The sequence below is a fragment of the Streptomyces sp. ActVer genome, from assembly GCF_027270795.1.
Classification (GTDB): Bacteria; Actinomycetota; Actinomycetes; order Streptomycetales; family Streptomycetaceae; genus Streptomyces; species Streptomyces umbrinus_A.
This window is the reverse complement of record NZ_JAPWHT010000007.1, coordinates 18613-37160: the sequence shown is the minus strand read 5'-3', so window position 1 is coordinate 37160 and position 18548 is coordinate 18613. Positions and strand designations below refer to the sequence as shown.

Genomic DNA, 18548 nt, shown 5'->3' with positions numbered 1-18548 from the left:
CGTTCCCTGTGCCGACTGTCCCCTGTTCTATCGTGCCCACCGTTTCCTCCGGTGCCGTTCTCGTCTGCCTTCACCATCTCCCAACACAGCAGTGGTTGTCCGGCGAAGGCGTCACGGAAATGGCGGGGAGATCCGGGCGCGAGGCACCGCGCCGCGGCTCGGGCCACCACTTCGGCAGCGTGATCAGGGGCCACAGGTGTCACAGTGGTCACTGACCGCGACGGGAAGGTTGCGGGCGGTGTGGACCTCGGGGCGTGCTCCCGGTGGGTCCGTCGCCGCGAGGGTGTGGCGGATGCCGGCGGGCGCTGTGCTCGCCGGCATCCGGGAGGGCTGTCGAACCCGGTGGGTTCAGGCTTTGTCGGTCAGGGTCGCCCAGACCGCGTGGCCCCCGGTGAGCGCGGAGCGGTCGACTCCCCAGGTGTCGGCTATGTGCTGCACGAGGAGCAGCCCGCGGCCGTTCTCGTCGTCGGGGCCCGGATCGCATCGGGGGAGCAGGCGGCCCGTGCGGTCCTGGTCGTGCACCTCCAGACGCAGGCCCCCGTCGGCCGTGAGGTCGACGCCGCACAGAATCCGCGTACTGACCGTGTGCAGTACGGCGTTCGTGGCCAGCTCGGACACGAGCAGTACGGCGTCCGCACACAACTCGTCGGGCAGGCGCCACGCGGTGAGCCGCTCGCCCAGCGTGTTGCGGGCAACCTTGACGCTGGTCCGGTGTGCCGGGAGTTCGAGCCAATGGGCTGTGTCCGGGCTCGTGGAACCTAAGAGCCGAAGGGAGGGAGTCGTGTGGGGGGACACGGTGATTGCCTTCCAACAAGGAGGAGCGCTGGGCGAGTTGGGGATCACGACCTTCGGCTCCGTCCGGCGGGGTGTTCCGGCGGCCTGTGGTCCGAACGCTGGGTATCGCCAACTCCACGGGGCGTGGCGGGTGTTGACGGTGGTGCGCGCGCGTTCGGTGGGATCGCTCACAGAACTAACTATGGTGGTAGCTCAGTTCACGCTGCAACCGCCTCCCTGATAATTTCAGCAAGGCGATATCTGTCTGGTGCCATCAGCAAGTCGCTGTCAGACTCGTACTGGTGACAGTTCCTCAGGAGGTAGGGCGTGAGCGAAGCTCGGTCGGGCGCCGGCACCAGTGCACCCACTGTTCTCCGCATGATCCTGGGCAAGCGGCTGCAGGAGCTGCGGCAGGCCGCGGGCGTGTCGCTGGAGGACGCGGCGAAGGCCCTGCACGTGAAGCCGCTGACCATCCGCAGGCTGGAGAAGGCGGAGGTCGCGCTCAAGACCCTCTACGTGGAGAAACTGCTGCAGACCTACGGGGCCGCGCAGCAGGAGGTCGACGAGTTCGTCACCCTGGCCGAGCGGGCCAACGAGCCCGGCTGGTGGCACGCCTACCGCGATGTGGTGCCCGACTGGTTCAGCGCGTACGTGAGCCTGGAGACCGGCGCCAAGACACTGCGCACGTATGAGCCGCACTACGTCACCGGGCTGCTGCAGACGTACAACTACGCGCGTGCCGTGCTGCGCGGGGGCTTCCCCAACGAGAGCGACGAGGACCTGGGGCGGCGGGTCGATCTGCGGCTGCGCCGGCAGGGCCTGCTGGAGAGACCCGACGCACCCACGTTATGGGTCGTGATGGAGGAGACCGTACTGCACCGGATGGTGGGCGGTGCCGAGGTGATGCGGGAGCAGATCGAGCGGCTTCTGGAGGTCTCGGAGCTGGACCATGTGAGCGTCGACGTCGTGCCGTTCACCGCCGGGGCCCACGTCGGGGCCTGCGCCCCCTTCACCTACTTCCGGTTCGAGGAGCGGGAACTGCCGGACATCGTCTACAGCGAGATCCTCTCCGCCTCCGTGTACCTGGACCAGCGCTCCGACGTCGCCGGTCATCTGGAGGCGCACAACCGGATGTCCTTGCTCACCTCGTCCGCGGACAGCAAGGCCCTGTTGAACCGCATGCGCAAGGAGTACTCATGACCACCGACGGAAGTGTGTACAACGGAATGCCCGCGTCGGAACTCGGCGAGCAGGGTTGGGAGCGTCCGTGGAGCGGCCCCAACGGGGGGCAGTGCGTGGAGACGAAGCAACTCGCCGACGGCCGCGTGGCGTTGCGGCAGTCGAACGATCCCGCCGGTCCCGCGCTGATCTACACACCGCAGGAGATCGCCGCGTTCGTCGCCGGCGTCAAGAAGGGCCTCGCCGATCATCTGGCGGCCGGCTGAACCGCACCACGAACGGGAAGAATTCGGGCCCGCCCTGGCTATGGCCCGCCCGGCACACCGACGTACACCACTGAAGGGGCAAGAATGAGCAACTCCCAGGCCGCGCGGGACATCGACACCAGCAGGCCGCACTCCGCCCGTATGTACGACTACTACCTGGGCGGCAAGGACCACTTCGACATCGACAAGCAGGCGGCGGAGACGGTCGCGGCGGCCTACCCCGGCATCTTCGTGTGCGCCCGCGAGAACCGGGCCTTCATGCACCGAGCCACCCGGGTCCTCGCACGGGAGCACGGCATCCGCCAGTGGCTCGACATCGGCACCGGCATCCCCACCGAGCCGAACCTCCACCAGGTCGCCCAGAGCGTGGTCCCCGAGGCCAGGGTGGTCTACGCCGACAACGACCCCCTCGTCCTCAAGTACGCCGAGCGCCTCATGCGCAGCACGCCCCAGGGTCGCACCACGTACATCGAGGCGGACGCCAACGACCCCGAATCGCTCCTCAACGCCCCCGAGTTGGCCGAGGTACTGGATCTGGGCCGACCCGTTGCGCTGTCCCTGAACGCCCTGATGCACTTCGTCACCGACGCCCAGGACCCGTACGGGATCGTCGGCCGCCTGCTGGACGCCCTGCCCTCCGGCAGCGCCCTGGCCCTCAGTCACTGCACGCCCGACTTCGACCCGCCCACCTGGGAGAAGGTCACCGCGATCTACACCGGCGCCGGCACCCCCGTGCAGTTCCGCTCCCAGAAGGACGTCGCCCGCTTCTTCGACGGCCTCGACCTCCTCGACCCCGGCATCACCGTCGGCCACCGCTGGCGCCCCGACGCACAGGATGACAACGCTGCCACGGAGCAGCAGCCGACGGACGCCGAGGTCAGCCTGTGGACCGGGGTGGGCGTCAAGCCGTAGCGGGGCGGTGGGCCGTCAAGGTCCACGGGCGCCTACCGCTGTCGCAGCCACTCGGCCCGGGTGAGTTCGTACTCGACCTCGCCGTGCTCGGAGCCCGCGAGCGCGTCCGGCCAGTCCTGGGTGAAAGTACGGATGAAGGACAGGGCTGCCTTCTCCATCACCCGCCGGGATCCCGTGTTGACCGTCATGGTGTTCGCGGTGACCCGCTCGACTCCGAGGTCGGTGAAGCCCTTGTCGATGAGGGCCCGTGACCCCTCGGTGGCGTAACCGTGGCCCCAGGCGGCCTTGTTGAGCCGGTAGCCGAGTTCGACCACGGCCGGGCTGTCCTCGGCCAGCGGCCGGAACTCGAACCAGCCCAGGAACAGCCCGGTGCCCTTGTCCTCGGTGGCCCAGTAGCCGCGGGTCCCGAGGCACGGATGGTCGTGCAGGAGCCGCGGCAGGGTCTTCGCGCGGATCTCCTCGCGGCTCACCGGACGGCCACCGTTGATGAAGCGCATGACGTCGGGGTCGCCGTCCAGCGCGAGCAGATGGTCGACGTCGGCGTCGGTGAACGGCCGCAGCACGAGCCGGTCGGTCTCCAGGAAGATGCCCATGCCGTGATGGTCACCGCCGCCGGACGGTGCCGCCACCGGATTTTCGGGAAACCTGGCGCGCGAGGACCGACACGGACCCGGTGATGAGGACGGAGGGGTCCTCATCCTTCGACGGCCTTGAGGAGGTCGGCCCGTGAGGGTCCGGATGGCATGTGCCGCTCCACCTCGGGGACGAGCCGGGTGACCGCGTCGGTGAGGGACGGAGCGCGGAGCGCGTCGCGGGCGCCGGGCAGGAGATGGGCGGCCGCTCGTTCGGCGCGCAGCGCGTCGGTGTCGCGCCGGGCGAGCAGAGCGAGTGCTTTGGCGCGGCTCCAATCCGGGTTCCGGTAGGGGATCCCGGCCGTGTGTGTGTCCATCTCGGCGAGGCGGTGGCGGGTGTAGGCGGCGGTCTGCTCATAGATCCGTCCGAGGCTGCCCCTGGTCGCCTCGGCGAACCGGGTGACGAGTTCGACGGGGTGGTCGGTGCCCGTCCGCCGCAGGGTGTCCCGCAGGGGCAGGCTGTGCTGCAGGCTCATGGCCAGCCCGCGTCCCACCGTCGGCGTGGTGACGGCCCAGGCGTCCCCGACGGCCACCAGCCCGGTGACGAGGGGCTGTTGGGTGTCGTACAGGGGCCGTTTGCGGTCCGTGAGGCCGGCCATGATCTGGATGCCGTCGGTGACGGGCTTCCCGTCGAGCCAGCGGTCCGCGCCGGGGAACAGACGCACGGCGGCGGACCAGGCGCGTTCGTTCCGCAGCGCCCGCCGCAGCCGCTGGTCGTCGCTGCGGCCGATGAGACAGAGCGAGTACGTGCCGTGGTCGGCCGGGATGCGCAGAAGACCGAGCGATCCGTGCTCCACCACCGGGGGAAACCGGTCCGTCGGCATCGTGCCGTCGGCGGACCGGAAGTACTGGCTGTAGTAGGTGAAGCCGCGCCGGCCGGACTCGTCGACCGGACACGGAACGCCGATATCCCGTAGCCAGGAGGGGAGTTGGGACCTGCGCTCGGTGCAGTCGACCACCAGATCGGCCGCCGTGCTGCCCGCCTCGGTCTCCACACCGGTGACCTGGGGAACGCGTTCGCCGGACGCACCACCGTACGAGGTCCGCGGGCCCGGCGAACTGCGCAGTCCCCGGCAGACGGTGCCCCGCCCGATGCGGATACCCGCCCCCTCGGCGACGCGCGTCGCGGCGGACTTGAGCAGGGAACGCCGGGCGGCGAGGGTGTCGAACCGTTCGTCCCCGGCCACCATCGGACCACGGAAGCCCGGCTCGGGCGTCAGCACGTTCGTCCGGACGGCCCCCGCCTCCGTCATCTCCCGTACCAGGTGCGGGAGATGGGCCTCGGCCAGCTGAAGCCACCGCGCGAGCGGGAGGTGCGTTTGGCGCAGCTGGGCGATCCCGGGGCGCGCCCACTGCGACCATGCGGGTTCCGCGCCGGACGGCGGGGGGCTGCGGATCGCGCTCCAGGACGGTCACCTCGTGGCCGTCCTGAGCGAGAAGCAACGCTGTCTGCAGTCCGCCGAGCGCGGCACCGAGTACGACGACCCCTGCCATGGTCAGTTGTCCTCCTCCAGCCGTGAGTCCGTCGGTCGAGGCGGTTGCCTCACCATCCCCTGCCTATCCACGGCAGGGGATGGCTGGTCCTGAAGCGGCGCCGCAGACTTGAGCCATGAACGGAAAGCGGCCCCTCGGGGAGTTTCTGCAGAAACGCCGGTCCCAGGTGCGGCCGGACGACGTGGGGCTCCCCACGTACGGGGAACGACGGCGGGTGCCCGGTCTGCGCCGCGAGGAGCTGGCGCTCCTGGCCGGTGTGAGTTCCTCGTACTACACCAGGCTCGAACAGGGGCACTCCTCGAACGCCTCACCCGAGGTCCTCGACGCGATTGCCCGGGCCCTGGATCTGGACGACGCCGACCGCCTCCACCTGCACGATCTGGCCATGGCGCAGCGCCGCCCGGCCAAGCCACGCAGGGTGCCGCCCGAGCAGGTGGCGGCGTCGGTTCGTCAGTTGGTGTCGGCCCTGACCGATGTGCCCGTGGTCGTCCTCGGCCGCCGCTGCGACATCCTGGCCTGGAACCGGACAGGACACCTGCTGTTCGCGGGGCATCTCGACCCGGAAAGCCCGGACCGGCCCGCGGATCGGCCGAACATGGCGGAGCTGGTCTTCTGCGACGGCCATACGCGAGATCTGTACACCGACTGGCAGCAGAAGGCACGCGATGTGGTCGGAACGGTGCGCCTTGCGGCCGGCCGTCATCCGGACGACCCGAAAATGGCCTCACTCGTCGGCCGTCTCCTGCTGAAAAGCCATGAATTCGAATCACTGTGGGCCGACCACCGCGTTCGTGCCTGCCCGGTCGCGGTCTACACCATGCGGCATCCGTTGGTGGGCTCGATCGAGGTGACCCAGCAGACCCTCCAGGCCGAATCCGACCAGCGGATCGTCATGGTCACCGCGGCGCCCGGCTCGGCCTCCGCCCACGCACTCGCCCTTCTCTCCCGCACCGCGCATTCCCTGCCCGCACCGCACATTCCGGTCCCGACAGCGGGTCCGGCTCCTCGGTGACCTCACGCCGGAGAACCCTTATCTGATCCGGCATCAATCGCCCCGCGCAGAAACACTTTCGTCGCTGCGTTCCTTGTCATGCCCGAAAACCTGAAGGAATCATGAAGAAGAACCTCAAGAGCGCTGTTCTTGCCGCCGCCGCTGCCGGCCTTTCCCTCGTTACGGTCGCCACGGCGACGGAGGCGATGGCCGCCACCGCACCGCTGTCCCAGGCTCGGATAGTCACCCACTTCGACCTGACCCAGGGGCAGATGCCGGAGAACGCCGTCATCGAGCCGAACGGCTCCGTGGACGTCACCTTCGCCGCCGCCCGCCAAGTGGCGCGCATCGACCGGGGCGGCGCGACGCAGATCCTGGCAACCCTGCCGGCTCCCTCCGACGGCGGCGTCCACACCCCGGCGCTCGGCTTCCCCCTGACCACCGGGCTCGTCCGTACCGACGACGGGACTCTGTACGTCCTCTACGCCACCGGCACCGCGGACCTGACCGGCCTGTGGCGGCTGAGGCCGGGGCGCAAGGCGCCGGAACGCATCGCCGCCCTCCCCGCCGACGGCCTGCCCAACGGCCTTGCCTTCGATCCCCGCTCGCGCGCCTTCTACATCACGGACTCGGTCCTGGGCACCGTATGGCGAGTCCCCGCGAACGGCGGACGAGCGACGGCCTGGTCGACCGCGCCGGAGCTCGCCGCGCAGGGATTTCTCGGAGCCAACGGCGCACGCGTACACGAAGGTGCCCTGTGGGTGACCAACCTCGACCAGGGCACCGTGCTGAGCCTCCCCCTCCGCGGCGGCCACCGCGCGAGCACACCGACCGTCAGGGCCACCGGCCTTGAGGGCATCGACGACTTCGCCTTCACCGGCCGGGGCAACGAGATCCTCGCCGCGCTCAACGGGCCCGGCACGGTCGTGCGCATCGCGGACGACGGCACGCACACCACCGTCCTGGACTCCTCCGACGGACTGCAGAACCCCACCTCAGTGGCGATCCGCGGAAAGGACGTCTACGTGCCCAGCGCCGCCTACCTCACCGCCACCGACCCCAACCTGCTCCACGCCCGCCTGAACCGTCACGGTCACTGAGCGAGGCAGCGATGTGGGTGTCACACTCGCGGCCCCGGCGGTGTCTTCATGCCGAACAGGCCGACAGGCCGACGGACAAGGAGAACATCGTGACACTGCGCATTCCGAAGGCGGAGCTTCCCACCGAGTTCCGGGAGACCACGATCGAGCAGTTCGGTGCCGTGCCCGAACCCTTCGAGGTGACGGCGCACAATCCCAAGGTCGCCCAGGACGCCACGGAGATGGGTGGGAAAATAAGCCAGTGGGACATGGCCGACGAGTCTCTCAAGACGTTCGCGCACATGGCCGTCGCGGCACAGGTCGGCTGCAGTTGGTGCCTCGACATCAACTACTTCCAGGCGCTGAACAAGAGCCTCGACCTGACCAAGGCGAGCCAGGTGCCGCGCTGGCGGGAGTCGGACGTGTTCACACCGCTGGAGCGGGACGTACTGGAGTACGCCGAGGCGATGACCAGCACGCCGACGACGGTCACCGACGAGCTGTACGCGAGCCTGCTCGACCGGCTCGGTCCGGCGGCGATGGTGGAGCTGACCGCGGTCATCGGCTTCGCCAACATGTCGACCAGGAACAACACGGCGCACGGGATCACTTCGCAGGGCTTCTCCGACGCTTGCGGTGTTCCGCTGGCCGCACGCCCCGAGAAGTCCCGTGTGGCGTCGACCGCATGACGGAGGATCCGTTCGTCGCCCATCGCAGCCTGTTGTTCACGGTCGCCTACGAGATGCTCGGCTCGGCGGCCGACGCGGAGGACGTACTGCAGGAGTCCTGGCTGCGGTGGGCCGACGTCGACCAGGCGGCGGTGCGTGACGCACGGGCGTATCTCGTCCGGGTCGTCACGCGGCAGGCGCTCAACCGTCTGCGGGCGTTGTCGCGCAGCCGCGAGGAGTACGTCGGCGAGTGGCTCCCGGAGCCGCTGCTGACCAGCCCCGATGTCGCCGAGGACGTCGAACTCGCGGAGAGCGTCTCGATCGCGATGCTGACCGTCCTCGAAACGCTCGGGCCGACGGAGCGGGCGGTGTTCGTGCTCCGCGAGGTCTTCGAGATGCCGTACGGCGAGATAGCCGAGGTCGTCGGGAAGTCCGCGGCCACGGTACGGCAGATCGGGCGGCGGGCCCGCGAACACGTGGCGGCTCGACGGCCGCGGGTGCGGGTGAGCCGGTCGGAGCAGGAGGCCGTGGTGGAGCGCTTCCTGCTCGCGTTGCGCACCGGTCGGCTGCAGGAGCTGATGGAGGTCATGGCGCCGGACGTGGTCCTGATCGCCGATGGTGGTGGGATCGTGGCCGCCGTTCAGGCACCGATCCACGGTGTCGAACTGGTGGCGAAGCTGCTCGCGCGCACGGACCGGGTGGTCACCCCGTTCGAGACGACGGCCGTGTGGCTCAACGGAGCCCCCGCGGGCCGGGTCGAGGTCGACGGCGAGCCGGCCGCGGTGAGCCTCGTCGTGGACGGCGGGCAGGTCACCCGGATCTACCTGGTGAGAAACCCGCAGAAGCTGACACGGCTGGACGTGCAGTCCGAACTCGCGAGGTAGGCCTGCTGCGGTTCTGGTGTCGTGGGTGTTCCGGACGGTTCCCGACCGTCCGGAACACCCACGACCGTCTCGGTGAACGGCAACGAGGTGAACGGCGCCTAGTCGAGGCGTGAGACCTGGTAGTGGCTGATGTACCAGTCATCCTCCGCCCGCTTCACCACCACGCCGAGGCTGACGGTGAGCGTGGGCCGGTCGGAGAACGAGAAGTCCACGCTCAGATAGCCCAGTACGAGGTCGTCGGCGAGGTGTCTGGTCTCGACGATCCGGTACGCGGCCGTCAGGCCGAAGGGCTGGGAGTCGTAGTAGTCCGCGATGCCCTGGCGCCCCACACTGTAGGGGTGCAGTCCCTGGAAGATCGCGTCCTCGGTGAACAGGGAGGCGACCTTCTGCGGTTCGTGGCTGTCGACGGCGGCCTTCCACCGGTCGAGGACGCCGCGCAGGACCGACGCGGTGTCTGTGGTGCTGTTCATCGGGTTCTCCTTGCCGATGGGGACTGTTGGCACTGATCGGACCGACAGGCCCGAGGGGACCGTCAGTGACCCGCGCTCATGCCACCGTCGACGTGGAGGATCTCGCCGGTGACGAACGGCGCGTTCTCCAGGTAGATCACGGCGTCGACGATGTCGCTCTGCTCGCCCATCCGCCCGACCGGGTGCAGTGCCGCGAGGGCCGCATGGGTCTCCTCGGGGTGCATGGGGGTCCTGATGGTGCCCGGGGCGACGGCGTTGGTGCGGATGCCGCGGGTGGCGTACTCGATGGCGAGGGACTTGGTGGCGGACTGCAGGCCGCCCTTGGTCAGCGAGGCCAGCACGGAGGGGACGTTGGCATCGGCGTTGTCGACCAGGCTGGTGGTGATGTTGACGATGTGGCCGCCGCCCTGGGCGAGCATGTGCTCGACGGCCAGCTGGGTGATGCGGAAGAACCCGGTGAGGTTCACGCCCGCGATGGTGGCGTACTCGTCCAGGGTGTAGTCCGTGAAGGGCTTGGCGACGAAGACGCCCGCGTTGTTGACCAGGGTGTCGATGCGGCCGAACCTCTCCACGCCTGCGGCGATGACGCGCTCGGCGGTCGCGGGGTCGGCGATGTCGCCCTGGACGGTCACGATGTCCGCGTCGTCGGCGGGGGCGATGGTGCGTGAGGTGGCGACGACGGCGTAGCCGAGCTTGCGGTAGGCCTCGACCAGTCCGGCGCCGATGCCCTGCGAAGCCCCGGTGATGACGGCGACCTTCTGGTGCTGGGTGCTCATGATGACCTTCTCCGGTTATGGGTGTTGTGGGTGCGGATTCCTCGACCGATTTCCGACTAGTCAACCGGTCGACTATTTGGAATCTAGGCAGCCTCAGGAGGAGAAGTCAAAGGTCAGAGGCATGACGGCCAGGACCGGCTTCCTCCCAGCTGGTAGGGCTGGGCTCTCAGCGCAGGTCGGCGGGATGACGTTCGGGACGGCGCCTGGTGTCGGCGTCGGCTAGAGCTTGTGCGGGTCGCCGTCGGGCAGCCAGGCGACCGGGCCGTGGATGCCGAGGTCTCCGACTCCGTCGCAGAGGGCGTCGGAGACGGCGAGAACGGCGGTGCGGACCTCGCCGGCTCGCCGGACCAGGGACCAGGTCCAGTAGATCTCCGGTGCGACGACCGGGCGTTGGACGAGGTCGGGCGGCAGCGGGGTGGTCTGCCCCTTGGGGGAGTTGATGACCGGACGGCCGCTGCGGCGTACGTGGTCGAAGAAGGCCGGGCCGGTGATGCCGCCGTCGAAGATACGTGCCGCGTGGGCCCCGGTGTCGTGCGCCAGCTGCTCGGCGTAGGTGTTCCAGGAGGACCAGGAGGTGGTGTCGTCGTCGAGGAGGACGACGGTGTCCTCGGCGGCCACTTCGCCGGTGTCGTCGCCGGCCGCGACGGCGTAGAGCCGGTCGGCGCCGATGAGCCGGGCCTCCAGGCCGTGCCGCTCCAGATCCTCGGACCGCACCCAGCACACGGCGAGATCCAGGCTGCCGTCGGCGACCCGGGCGGCCTGGGTGTGCGAGGGCGCGATCCACGCGTCGATGTGCAGCTGGGCCACGGCGGATGTGCGGGCGGTGAGGTCTGCCGGCAGCCAGTTGACGTAACCCAGCCGTACGGGATCCGATCCGGACAGGCGGCGGGCGCGGTGCTGGAGATCGTCGGCCCGTTCCAGCAGCGCGCGGGTGTGGGGGAGCAGGGCCGAACCGGCCGGGGTGAGCGACACCGAACGCCGGTCACGGTCGAAGAGACGCACCCCGAGATCGCGCTCGAGCGCCTTGATCTGCTGGGACAGTGACGGGCCGGCGATGAGCAGCCGCTCGGCGGCCCGGCCGAAGTTCAGCTCCTCGGCCACCGCCACGAAGTACCGCAGTTGGCGCAACTCCACGCCCGCCACCCTACGTCCGGTAGGAGGCTGTACCTATCAGCAGCGAGGAAGCCGATCGTGGCGTCGGGCCTGGTGGCGGGCGGACGATGACGACCACAGGACGCGATCACCGTCGCGCCGGTCCGGTTCCCGCCGGACACCCCATCGAGCGGAGCAGGACCATGCGAGAGTTCCTGGTCGAGATCACGACCACTGTCCCCGAGGGAACCAGCCAGGACGAGGTCGACCGGCGACGTGCGGCCGAAGCCGTCCGTGCCCGGGAACTGGCCGCCACCGGCAATCTGGCGCGGCTGTGGCGCCCGGTCGGCGAACTGCGCAGCATCGGCATCTGGCGGGCCTTGGACGAGGAGGAGCTCCACGCGAAGGTGCTCGGCACGCTGCCACTTCGGCCGTGGATGACCTTCTCCGTCACCGCGCTCCAGTCCCACCCCAACGACCCGGGCGGGCCCGACGCCACGCCGTGACGGCTCACCCGCCTTGCGACTCGCGTTTGCACACCCTCGGCCCCCGCGCCCGCCTGCATAGCGATCGTGGAACCAGCGGGCATACGGCGTACGTTGGGACTCCATGCGGATCACGAAGTACACCCATGCATGTGTGCGGCTCGAACAGGATGGCCGGGTGCTGGTCATCGATCCCGGGACCTGGAGCGAGCCTGCGGCTCTGGACGGCGCGGACGCCGTGCTGGTGACGCACGAGCACGCCGATCACATCGACGTTCTTCGTCTGGCCGCGCTCGGCGTGCCGGTGTACGCCCCGGCCGACGCGGACATTCCACGGCTGGAGACCATCGGGGTGTCCTCCGGGACCGAGTTCACCGCCGCCGGCTTCCGCGTACGAGCCGTCGGCCGGCGTCACGCGTTCATCTACGACGGCGAGCCGGACTGCGCGAACCTCGGATACATCGTCGATGAGTCGGTCTACCATCCCGGTGACTCGCTCCACGTCCCTGAGCAGCCGGTCGAGACGCTCCTGGTCCCGGCCCAGGGGTCGTGGATGAAGATGGCGGAGGCGATCAGCTTCATCAAGGCGATCGAACCGCAGAGGGCGTTCCCGATACACGACGCCCAGATCAACGATCGCGGCCTCAACAGCGTCAATGTCTGGCTCGCCGAGTCGACCGACAGCGGCTACCGCTATCTGGCGCCCGGCGAGTCGCTCTGAACCGTCAGTGGGCGATGCCGTCGATGAGGTCCCGGGCGCCCTGGCGCAGCAGGGCGACGGCGACTGAGGTGCCGAGGGTGGCCGGGTCGAGGGGGCCGGCCCACTCGTGGGCGTTGAGCTGTGTCTTGCCGTCCGGGGTGAACACGCAGGCGCGCAGGGAGAGTTCGCCGTTTCGTGCGGCTGTGGCGTAGCCGGCGATCGGGGAGTTGCAGTGGCCCTGGAGGACGTGGAGGAACATGCGCTCCGCGGTGGCCTCGCGGTGAGTGTCCGGGTCGCCGAGTGCGCTGACGGTGTCGATGACCGTCGTGTCGCCCTCGCGGCACTGCAGGGCGAGGATGCCCGCGCCGATCGGCGGCATCATCGTCTCGGGGGAGAGGATCTCGCTGATCACATCGGTGCGGTCGATGCGCTCCAGACCGGAGACCGCGAGCAGCAGCGCGTCCGCCTCGCCGGCCGCGAGCTTGGCCAGGCGCCGGTTGGCGTTGCCGCGGAACGGCACACACTGAAGATGCGGGTGAGAAGCGGCCAACTGGGCGATGCGGCGCACCGAGGAGGTGCCGATCCGGGTTCCGTCCGGGAGCTCGTCGAGGGTGAGTCCGTCGGGGTGGATGAGGGCGTCGCGGATGTCGTCCCGCTTGAGGAACGCGGCGAACATGGTGCCTGCCGGCAGCGGCCGGTCGGCGGGCACGTCCTTGACGCAGTGCACCGCCAGATCCGCCTCGCCGGCCAGGAGCGCGGCGTCGACCTCCTTGGTGAAGGCCCCCTTGCCCTCGACCTGGGCGAGATCACCCATCCACTTGTCGCCGGTCGTCTTCACGGGCACCACTTCGGTGCGCAAGTGCGGGTAGAGCGCGGCGAGTTCGCCTTGGACGCGCTTCACCTGGGCCAGCGCCATGGGCGAGTCGCGGGAGACGATACGGATCAGTTCAGGGACGGACATGCCGACACGATAGACCCTTGAAGCCGCCGTTTCGGCATCCGCCGGAAGGTGCGGACGGCGTCGGCCGTGTCGCCTGCGGAAACAGCCGGCGTGCCGGCGCGCAGCCCGGCCCCCGGCCCGGGCCGCGCGCCGGCTCTCAGACCGCGGTCCGCTCCACGGGGATCCACAGCTCCGCGTCGGCGTGCGTGGCATCCTCCGACAGCCGGGTCCGCAGGATCTCGGGCCCGGGCCGGCTCTGGTACGGATTGGACGGGAACCACTGGGTGAACACGTCCCGCCACAGGTACTGGAGCGCCTGCGGGAACGGCCCGGAGTTCTCGAACACGGCCCATGTCCCGGCCTGGACGGTGAGCGCGTCCATGTCCTCGGGCACGGCGGCGTGGGTCACCACGCCGTGGTAGTAGTCGAGTTCGGTTCCCTCGGCGCGGCTCTCGTCCAGGTTGTCGCTGACCGAGATGATGCCTTCCGGTTGCTGATCGGACAGTTGCTCGATGCGCTGGATCGTCTCCTGCCCGATGCCCCGGATGAACCCGGCGATCGCCGGGTTCATCCCCTCATGTACAAGGGGGACACGTGCCTTCTTGCCCACCACACGGAATTCCTCCTTCTCCACGACCTTGTATCGCATGCTGCTGCTCCCTTCGACGACGAGTCGGAAGGACATCCGTGGCTGGGACTGCAGGCTCGCACCGACCCGCCTGGCCTCGCCGGGACCGACGCCGTGCATCGTGCGGAACGCACGCGCGAACGCCTCCCCCGAGGTGTAGCCGTAGCGCACCGCGATCTCCAGCAGTGTCCGTTCACCGGCCAGCACCTCGGCGCCCGCGATCGTCAGGCGTCTGCGCCGGATGTACTCCGACAGCGGAATCCCCGCCAGCGCCGAGAACAGCCGCCGGAAGTGGTACTCCGACGTCACCGCGATCCGCGCCAGTTCGGACACCTCGATGCGCTGATCGAGGTGGCACTCGATGTGCTCCATGGCCTGGTTGAGCCGCTCCAGCACCCCGGTCCCCTTCCCTTTCGATCACCAACGTTAGGAACGACCCACCCTGCCGGACCCGACATCCTGTGCCCGGTTCGGTCGGGTACGACGCCGGCCCCGACCGGCGCGTACGCGTCACTGCTGAGGGAGCCCGCGCACCGGATGCCTGCTCATGATCGAGACCCGGTTGAAGGCGTTGATGGTCAGGGCCACCCAGATCACGGCGGATATCTCGTCCTCGGTCAGGACCTGACGGGCGTCCTCGTAGGCGTTCTCCTGGGCGGTCGCGTTCGCGATGTCGGTGGTCGCCTCCGCCAGGGCGAGCGCGGCCCGCTCTTGTGGTGCGAACAGTTCGGTGTCACGCCAAGCGGGCAGTACGCCCAGGCGTTGTGTGGTCTCGCCGGCGCGCAGTGCGGCCTTGGTGTGCACATCGAGGCAGAAGGCGCAGCCGTTGATCTGGGACACGCGGAGGTTGATCAGCTCCACGAGGATGCGGTCAAGACCCGCGTCGGCGGCGGTCGTACGGACGGCTTCGGAGGCCTGGACCAGCGCGTGATAGGCCTTGGGGCTCTGTTTGTCGATGAAGACCCGCCTGCCCGCGGTGTCCGTCGTCGTGTCGCTCAAGCTGGACTCCTTCGGCGGGCCGTCCCCGGCCCTGATCGTTCCGTCGCGTACGTGTCGGGATCATCGTCCCAAACCTCGTGCGACGCCTGCTCCCTGGGGATTGAAACCGTTCAATCGTCTCCCGTCGTGGCTGCGGCGCACCGGGCCGAAGGCGCACCCTCATCCGACTGTCCGTCAAGAAATCCCTGCACACTCATTGACCCTTGTCTCGGGCGCCCCTACGTTCACCTACGTCCAGCGCCGTGAATCGATTCATCATTCTGCGTTAGGGGCCTGTAGTGATAAGTAGGAGGAACATCCTGGCGAGCGCGGCGGCCACGGTGGCAGGTGTGGCCGCCGGAGCCGGGCCGGCCGTCGCCGCTCCGGCGTCCACATCCGCTCGGGCGTCCGCGCAACGCGGCGCCCTGCGCGTCACCGCGCCGACCGTCGAGTACGTTCAGCACCCCCTGGGCCTCGACGCGCAACGCCCGCGCCTGAGCTGGCCGATGGCCTCGGAGAAGCCGGGTGCGGGCCAGAGCGCCTATCAGGTCCGCGTCGCCACCAGCGAGTCGCGCCTGTCCCGCCCGGATGTCTGGGACAGCGGGAAGGTCGTCTCCGGCGATTCGTCCCTCGTCCCGTACGCGGGCCCTCGACTCAAGCCGCGGACACGCTACTTCTGGTCGGTACGTGTCTGGGACGGCGACGGCGAGGCGTCCGGCTGGAGCGCGCCCTCCTGGTGGGAAACAGGCCTCATGGGCGCCACGCAGTGGTCGGCGGACTGGATCTCCGCTCCCGCGGCCCTCACGGACGCGCCGTCGCTCGAAGGCGCTGACTGGATCTGGTTCCCCGAAGGCGAACCGGCCAACAGCGCGCCCGCGGCGACCCGTTGGTTCCGTCGCACCCTCGACCTCCCGGCCGGAGTCACGGCGGCGACCCTGGCCATCACCGCCGACAACGTGTACGCCGTCTCCGTGAACGGCACCGAGGTGGCCCGCACCGATCTGGAGACGGATCACGAGGGCTGGCGCCGCCCGGCCGTCGTCGACGTACTCGCCCAGGTGCGTTCCGGCAGCAACGTCCTCGCGGTCTCGGCGGCCAACGCGACCGTGGGACCCGCCGGTCTGGTCGCCGTACTGACCGTCCGGACGCCCGCCGGCGAGCAGAGGATCGTCACCGACACCTCCTGGAAGTCGACGGACAAGGAACCCGCCGACGACTGGCGCGACGCCGGCTTCGACGACAGCGGCTGGCCGGCGGCGAAGAAGGCAGCCGCATGGGGAGCCGGCCCGTGGGGCAGGGTCGTTCCGGTCGTGTACGCCGCCAACCAACTGCGGCACGAATTCCGGCTGCCGCGCAAGAAGGTGTCACGCGCACGCCTGTACGCCACGGCCCTCGGCCTGTACGAGGCACACCTCAACGGCCGCCGAGTGGGCCGCGACGAACTCGCCCCCGGCTGGACCGACTACCGCGAACGCGTCCAGTACCAGACGTACGACGTCACCACGCTCGTGCGGCAGGGCGCAAACGCCATCGGCGCCTACGTGGCACCGGGCTGGTATGCGGGCAATGTCGGCATGTTCGGGCCCCACCAGTACGGTGAACGCCCGGCACTGCTGGCGCAGTTGGAGGTCGAGTACGCCGACGGCACGAGCGAGCGCATCACCTCGGGCACCCAATGGCGGGCCGCTTCCGGGCCGATCGTCTCCGCCGACCTGCTGGGCGGCGAGACGTACGACGCGCGCAAGGAGACCGCCGGCTGGACCTCGCCCGGCTTCGACGACCGGACGTGGCTCGCCGTGCGCGCCGCGGGAGAGGCCGCTCCCGACCTGATCGTCGCCCAGGTGGACGGCGCGGTCCGCGTGGCCAGGGAACTCCCGGTCAAGAAGGTGACGGAACCCAAGCCGGGGGTCTTCGTCTTCGACCTGGGCCAGAACATGGTCGGCTCGGTCCGGCTGCGTGTCGCGGGCCCCGCGGGAACGACCCTGCGTCTGAGACACGCCGAGGTCCTCAACCCGGACGGCACCCTCTACACCGCGAACCTGCGCACCGCGGCGGCCACCGACACGTACATCCTGAAAGGCCGTGGCGAGGAGACGTACGAGCCGCGCTTCACCTTCCACGGGTTCCGCTATGTGGAGGTGACCGGGTTCCCGGGCGCTCCCTCGCCGAAGGTCATGACCGGCCGCGTCATGCACACGGCGGCGCCCTTCACCTTCGAGTTCGAGACGAACGTCCCGATGCTCAACAAGCTGCACAGCAACATCACTTGGGGGCAGCGCGGAAACTTCCTCTCCATTCCGACGGACACGCCCGCGCGCGACGAACGCCTGGGATGGACGGGCGACATCAACGTCTTCGCGCCCACGGCCGCGTACACCATGGAATCGGCCCGCTTCCTCACCAAGTGGCTCGTGGACCTGCGTGACGCACAGACCGCCGAGGGTGCCTTCACCGATGTGGCGCCCATGGTCGGGACGGTCGGCAACGGCGTCGCAGGATGGGGCGACGCGGGCGTCACGGTCCCCTGGTCCCTGTACCAGGCGTACGGCGACCGGCAGGTGCTGGAGGACGCCTGGTTGTCCATCCAGGCCTGGTTGAAGTACCTGGAGAAGAACAGCACCGGCCTGCTGCGGCCGGCCAGTGGGTACGGCGACTGGCTCAACATCTCCGACGAGACACCGAAGGACGTCATCGCCACCGCGTACTTCGCGCACAGTGCGGACCTCGCGGCCCGGACGGCCGGGGAGCTCGGCAAGGCCCCCGCCCCCTACCGCGACCTCTTCGAGCGTGTCCGCAAGGCGTTCCAGGACGCCTATGTCACCGCCGACGGCAGGGTGAAGGGCGACACGCAGACGGCGTACGTCCTTTCCCTGTCGATGAACCTGCTGCCGGACGCCCTGCGGAAAGCCGCAGCCGACCGGCTCGTCGCGCTGATCGAGGCCAAGGACTGGCATCTGTCGACCGGCTTCCTCGGTACGCCCCGGCTGCTGCCCGTCCTCACCGAGTCCGGGCACACCGATGTCGCCTACCGGCTGCTCCAGCAGCGCTCCTTCCCCAGCTGGGGCTACCAGATCGACAAGGGCGCCACCACGATGTGGGAACGCTGGGACTCCATCGAGCCCGACGGCGACTTCCAGACACCGGACATGAACTCCTTCAACCACTACGCCTACGGCTCGGTGGGGGAGTGGATGTACACGAACATCGCCGGGATCTCGGCGGGCCGGCCCGGCTACCGGGAGATCGTCATCCGTCCCCGTCCGGGCGGTGATGTCACCTCCGCACGAGCCACGTTCACCTCGGTCCACGGTCCGATCTCGACGAGGTGGCAACAGCGGTCCGGTGGCTTCGTCCTGACGTGCACCGTGCCCGCCAACACGACCGCCGAGGTATGGATCCCCGCGGACGGTCCGGACGCGGTCACCCACACCCGCGCGACGTTCCTGCGCGAGGAGGACGGCTGCGTGGTGTACCGGGCGGGCTCCGGCAGCCATCGCTTCACCACGTAACTCGGGTCCTGCCCGGGCCGGTTGAACACGTCGGCGCGGGCTGCCCGGTGGCAGCCCGCGCCGCACGTCGAGGTCGTCGGTTACGAATTCA

Annotated in this window: 19 protein-coding genes; 10 read left to right on the top strand and 9 right to left on the bottom strand. The window is 69.4% G+C overall.

Annotation, left to right across the window (positions count from 1 at the left end):
• Positions 1-348: 348 nt before the first annotated feature.
• Positions 349-795 carry an ATP-binding protein gene (locus O3Q52_RS02450; protein ID WP_269647109.1) on the bottom strand — a complete coding sequence of 149 codons (447 nt, stop codon included), beginning with the start codon at positions 793-795 and terminating at the stop codon, positions 349-351.
• A 306-nt stretch (positions 796-1101) separates the two neighbouring features.
• Here O3Q52_RS02450 and O3Q52_RS02445 point away from each other — a divergent pair, with 306 nt between their 5' ends.
• The 3 genes from O3Q52_RS02445 (at position 1102) to O3Q52_RS02435 (ending at position 3131) form a co-directional block, all read left to right on the top strand.
• On the top strand, positions 1102-1974 hold the full coding sequence (locus O3Q52_RS02445) for a helix-turn-helix transcriptional regulator (protein ID WP_269647108.1): 873 nt from the start codon (positions 1102-1104) through the stop codon (positions 1972-1974).
• Positions 1971-2219 carry a DUF397 domain-containing protein gene (locus tag O3Q52_RS02440; protein WP_269647107.1) on the top strand — a complete coding sequence of 83 codons (249 nt, stop codon included), beginning with the start codon at positions 1971-1973 and terminating at the stop codon, positions 2217-2219. The genes O3Q52_RS02445 and O3Q52_RS02440 overlap by 4 nt, the downstream gene beginning before the upstream one ends.
• Before the next feature lie 84 nt (positions 2220-2303).
• A complete protein-coding gene (locus tag O3Q52_RS02435; protein WP_269647106.1) occupies positions 2304-3131 on the top strand; it encodes an SAM-dependent methyltransferase in 828 nt (275 codons plus the stop codon).
• 32 nt (positions 3132-3163) lie between these two features.
• Here the strand turns inward: O3Q52_RS02435 and O3Q52_RS02430 are convergent, their stop codons facing one another.
• Together O3Q52_RS02430 and O3Q52_RS02425 are read right to left on the bottom strand one after the other, a co-directional pair.
• Positions 3164-3724 (bottom strand): GNAT family N-acetyltransferase, encoded by a 561-nt coding sequence (locus O3Q52_RS02430; protein WP_269647105.1) that lies wholly within the window; start codon positions 3722-3724, stop codon positions 3164-3166.
• Between the two features lie 101 nt (positions 3725-3825).
• A complete protein-coding gene (locus O3Q52_RS02425; RefSeq protein ID WP_269647104.1) occupies positions 3826-5016 on the bottom strand; it encodes a hypothetical protein in 1191 nt (396 codons plus the stop codon).
• Between the two features lie 356 nt (positions 5017-5372).
• Here O3Q52_RS02425 and O3Q52_RS02420 point away from each other — a divergent pair, with 356 nt between their 5' ends.
• The 4 genes from O3Q52_RS02420 (at position 5373) to O3Q52_RS02405 (ending at position 8879) form a co-directional block, all read left to right on the top strand.
• The gene (locus tag O3Q52_RS02420) at positions 5373-6269 is read left to right on the top strand and encodes a helix-turn-helix domain-containing protein (protein WP_269647103.1); all 897 of its coding nucleotides are present in this window, start codon (positions 5373-5375) and stop codon (positions 6267-6269) included.
• Between the two features lie 101 nt (positions 6270-6370).
• Complete coding sequence (locus O3Q52_RS02415; RefSeq protein ID WP_269647102.1) at positions 6371-7348, top strand: SMP-30/gluconolactonase/LRE family protein; 978 nt, start codon at positions 6371-6373, stop codon at positions 7346-7348.
• An 89-nt stretch (positions 7349-7437) separates the two neighbouring features.
• The gene (locus tag O3Q52_RS02410; RefSeq protein WP_269647101.1) at positions 7438-8016 is read left to right on the top strand and encodes a carboxymuconolactone decarboxylase family protein; all 579 of its coding nucleotides are present in this window, start codon (positions 7438-7440) and stop codon (positions 8014-8016) included.
• The gene (locus O3Q52_RS02405; RefSeq protein WP_269647100.1) at positions 8013-8879 is read left to right on the top strand and encodes an RNA polymerase sigma-70 factor; all 867 of its coding nucleotides are present in this window, start codon (positions 8013-8015) and stop codon (positions 8877-8879) included. The genes O3Q52_RS02410 and O3Q52_RS02405 overlap by 4 nt, the downstream gene beginning before the upstream one ends.
• 98 nt (positions 8880-8977) lie before the next feature.
• Here O3Q52_RS02405 and O3Q52_RS02400 read toward each other — a convergent pair whose 3' ends face one another.
• The 3 genes from O3Q52_RS02400 to O3Q52_RS02390 form a co-directional block, all read right to left on the bottom strand.
• Positions 8978-9349 (bottom strand): SgcJ/EcaC family oxidoreductase, encoded by a 372-nt coding sequence (locus O3Q52_RS02400; RefSeq protein ID WP_269647099.1) that lies wholly within the window; start codon positions 9347-9349, stop codon positions 8978-8980.
• Between the two features lie 62 nt (positions 9350-9411).
• Complete coding sequence (locus O3Q52_RS02395; protein WP_269647098.1) at positions 9412-10125, bottom strand: SDR family NAD(P)-dependent oxidoreductase; 714 nt, start codon at positions 10123-10125, stop codon at positions 9412-9414.
• A gap of 219 nt (positions 10126-10344) precedes the next feature.
• Positions 10345-11268: a LysR family transcriptional regulator gene (locus O3Q52_RS02390; RefSeq protein WP_269647097.1), complete on the bottom strand. Its 924-nt coding sequence runs from the start codon at positions 11266-11268 to the stop codon at positions 10345-10347.
• Positions 11269-11420: 152 nt separating this feature from the next.
• Here O3Q52_RS02390 and O3Q52_RS02385 point away from each other — a divergent pair, with 152 nt between their 5' ends.
• Both O3Q52_RS02385 and O3Q52_RS02380 read left to right on the top strand, forming a co-directional pair.
• The gene (locus O3Q52_RS02385) at positions 11421-11723 is read left to right on the top strand and encodes a muconolactone Delta-isomerase family protein (protein WP_269647096.1); all 303 of its coding nucleotides are present in this window, start codon (positions 11421-11423) and stop codon (positions 11721-11723) included.
• Between the two features lie 103 nt (positions 11724-11826).
• Positions 11827-12423 (top strand): MBL fold metallo-hydrolase, encoded by a 597-nt coding sequence (locus O3Q52_RS02380; RefSeq protein WP_269647095.1) that lies wholly within the window; start codon positions 11827-11829, stop codon positions 12421-12423.
• Between the two features lie 4 nt (positions 12424-12427).
• Here the strand turns inward: O3Q52_RS02380 and hemC are convergent, their stop codons facing one another.
• The 3 genes from hemC to O3Q52_RS02365 form a co-directional block, all read right to left on the bottom strand.
• Positions 12428-13363, bottom strand: a complete 936-nt coding sequence (gene hemC, locus O3Q52_RS02375) for a hydroxymethylbilane synthase (protein WP_269647094.1) — start codon at positions 13361-13363, stop codon at positions 12428-12430.
• A gap of 136 nt (positions 13364-13499) precedes the next feature.
• Complete coding sequence (locus tag O3Q52_RS02370; protein ID WP_269647093.1) at positions 13500-14366, bottom strand: AraC family transcriptional regulator; 867 nt, start codon at positions 14364-14366, stop codon at positions 13500-13502.
• 114 nt (positions 14367-14480) lie between these two features.
• Positions 14481-14969, bottom strand: coding sequence for a carboxymuconolactone decarboxylase family protein (locus tag O3Q52_RS02365; protein WP_269647092.1), 489 nt, complete (start codon positions 14967-14969; stop codon positions 14481-14483).
• Positions 14970-15247: 278 nt separating this feature from the next.
• On the opposite strand from O3Q52_RS02365, the gene O3Q52_RS02360 reads away from it, so the two are divergent.
• Positions 15248-18457: an alpha-L-rhamnosidase gene (locus O3Q52_RS02360; RefSeq protein WP_269647091.1), complete on the top strand. Its 3210-nt coding sequence runs from the start codon at positions 15248-15250 to the stop codon at positions 18455-18457.
• The last annotated feature ends 91 nt before the right edge of the window (positions 18458-18548 follow it).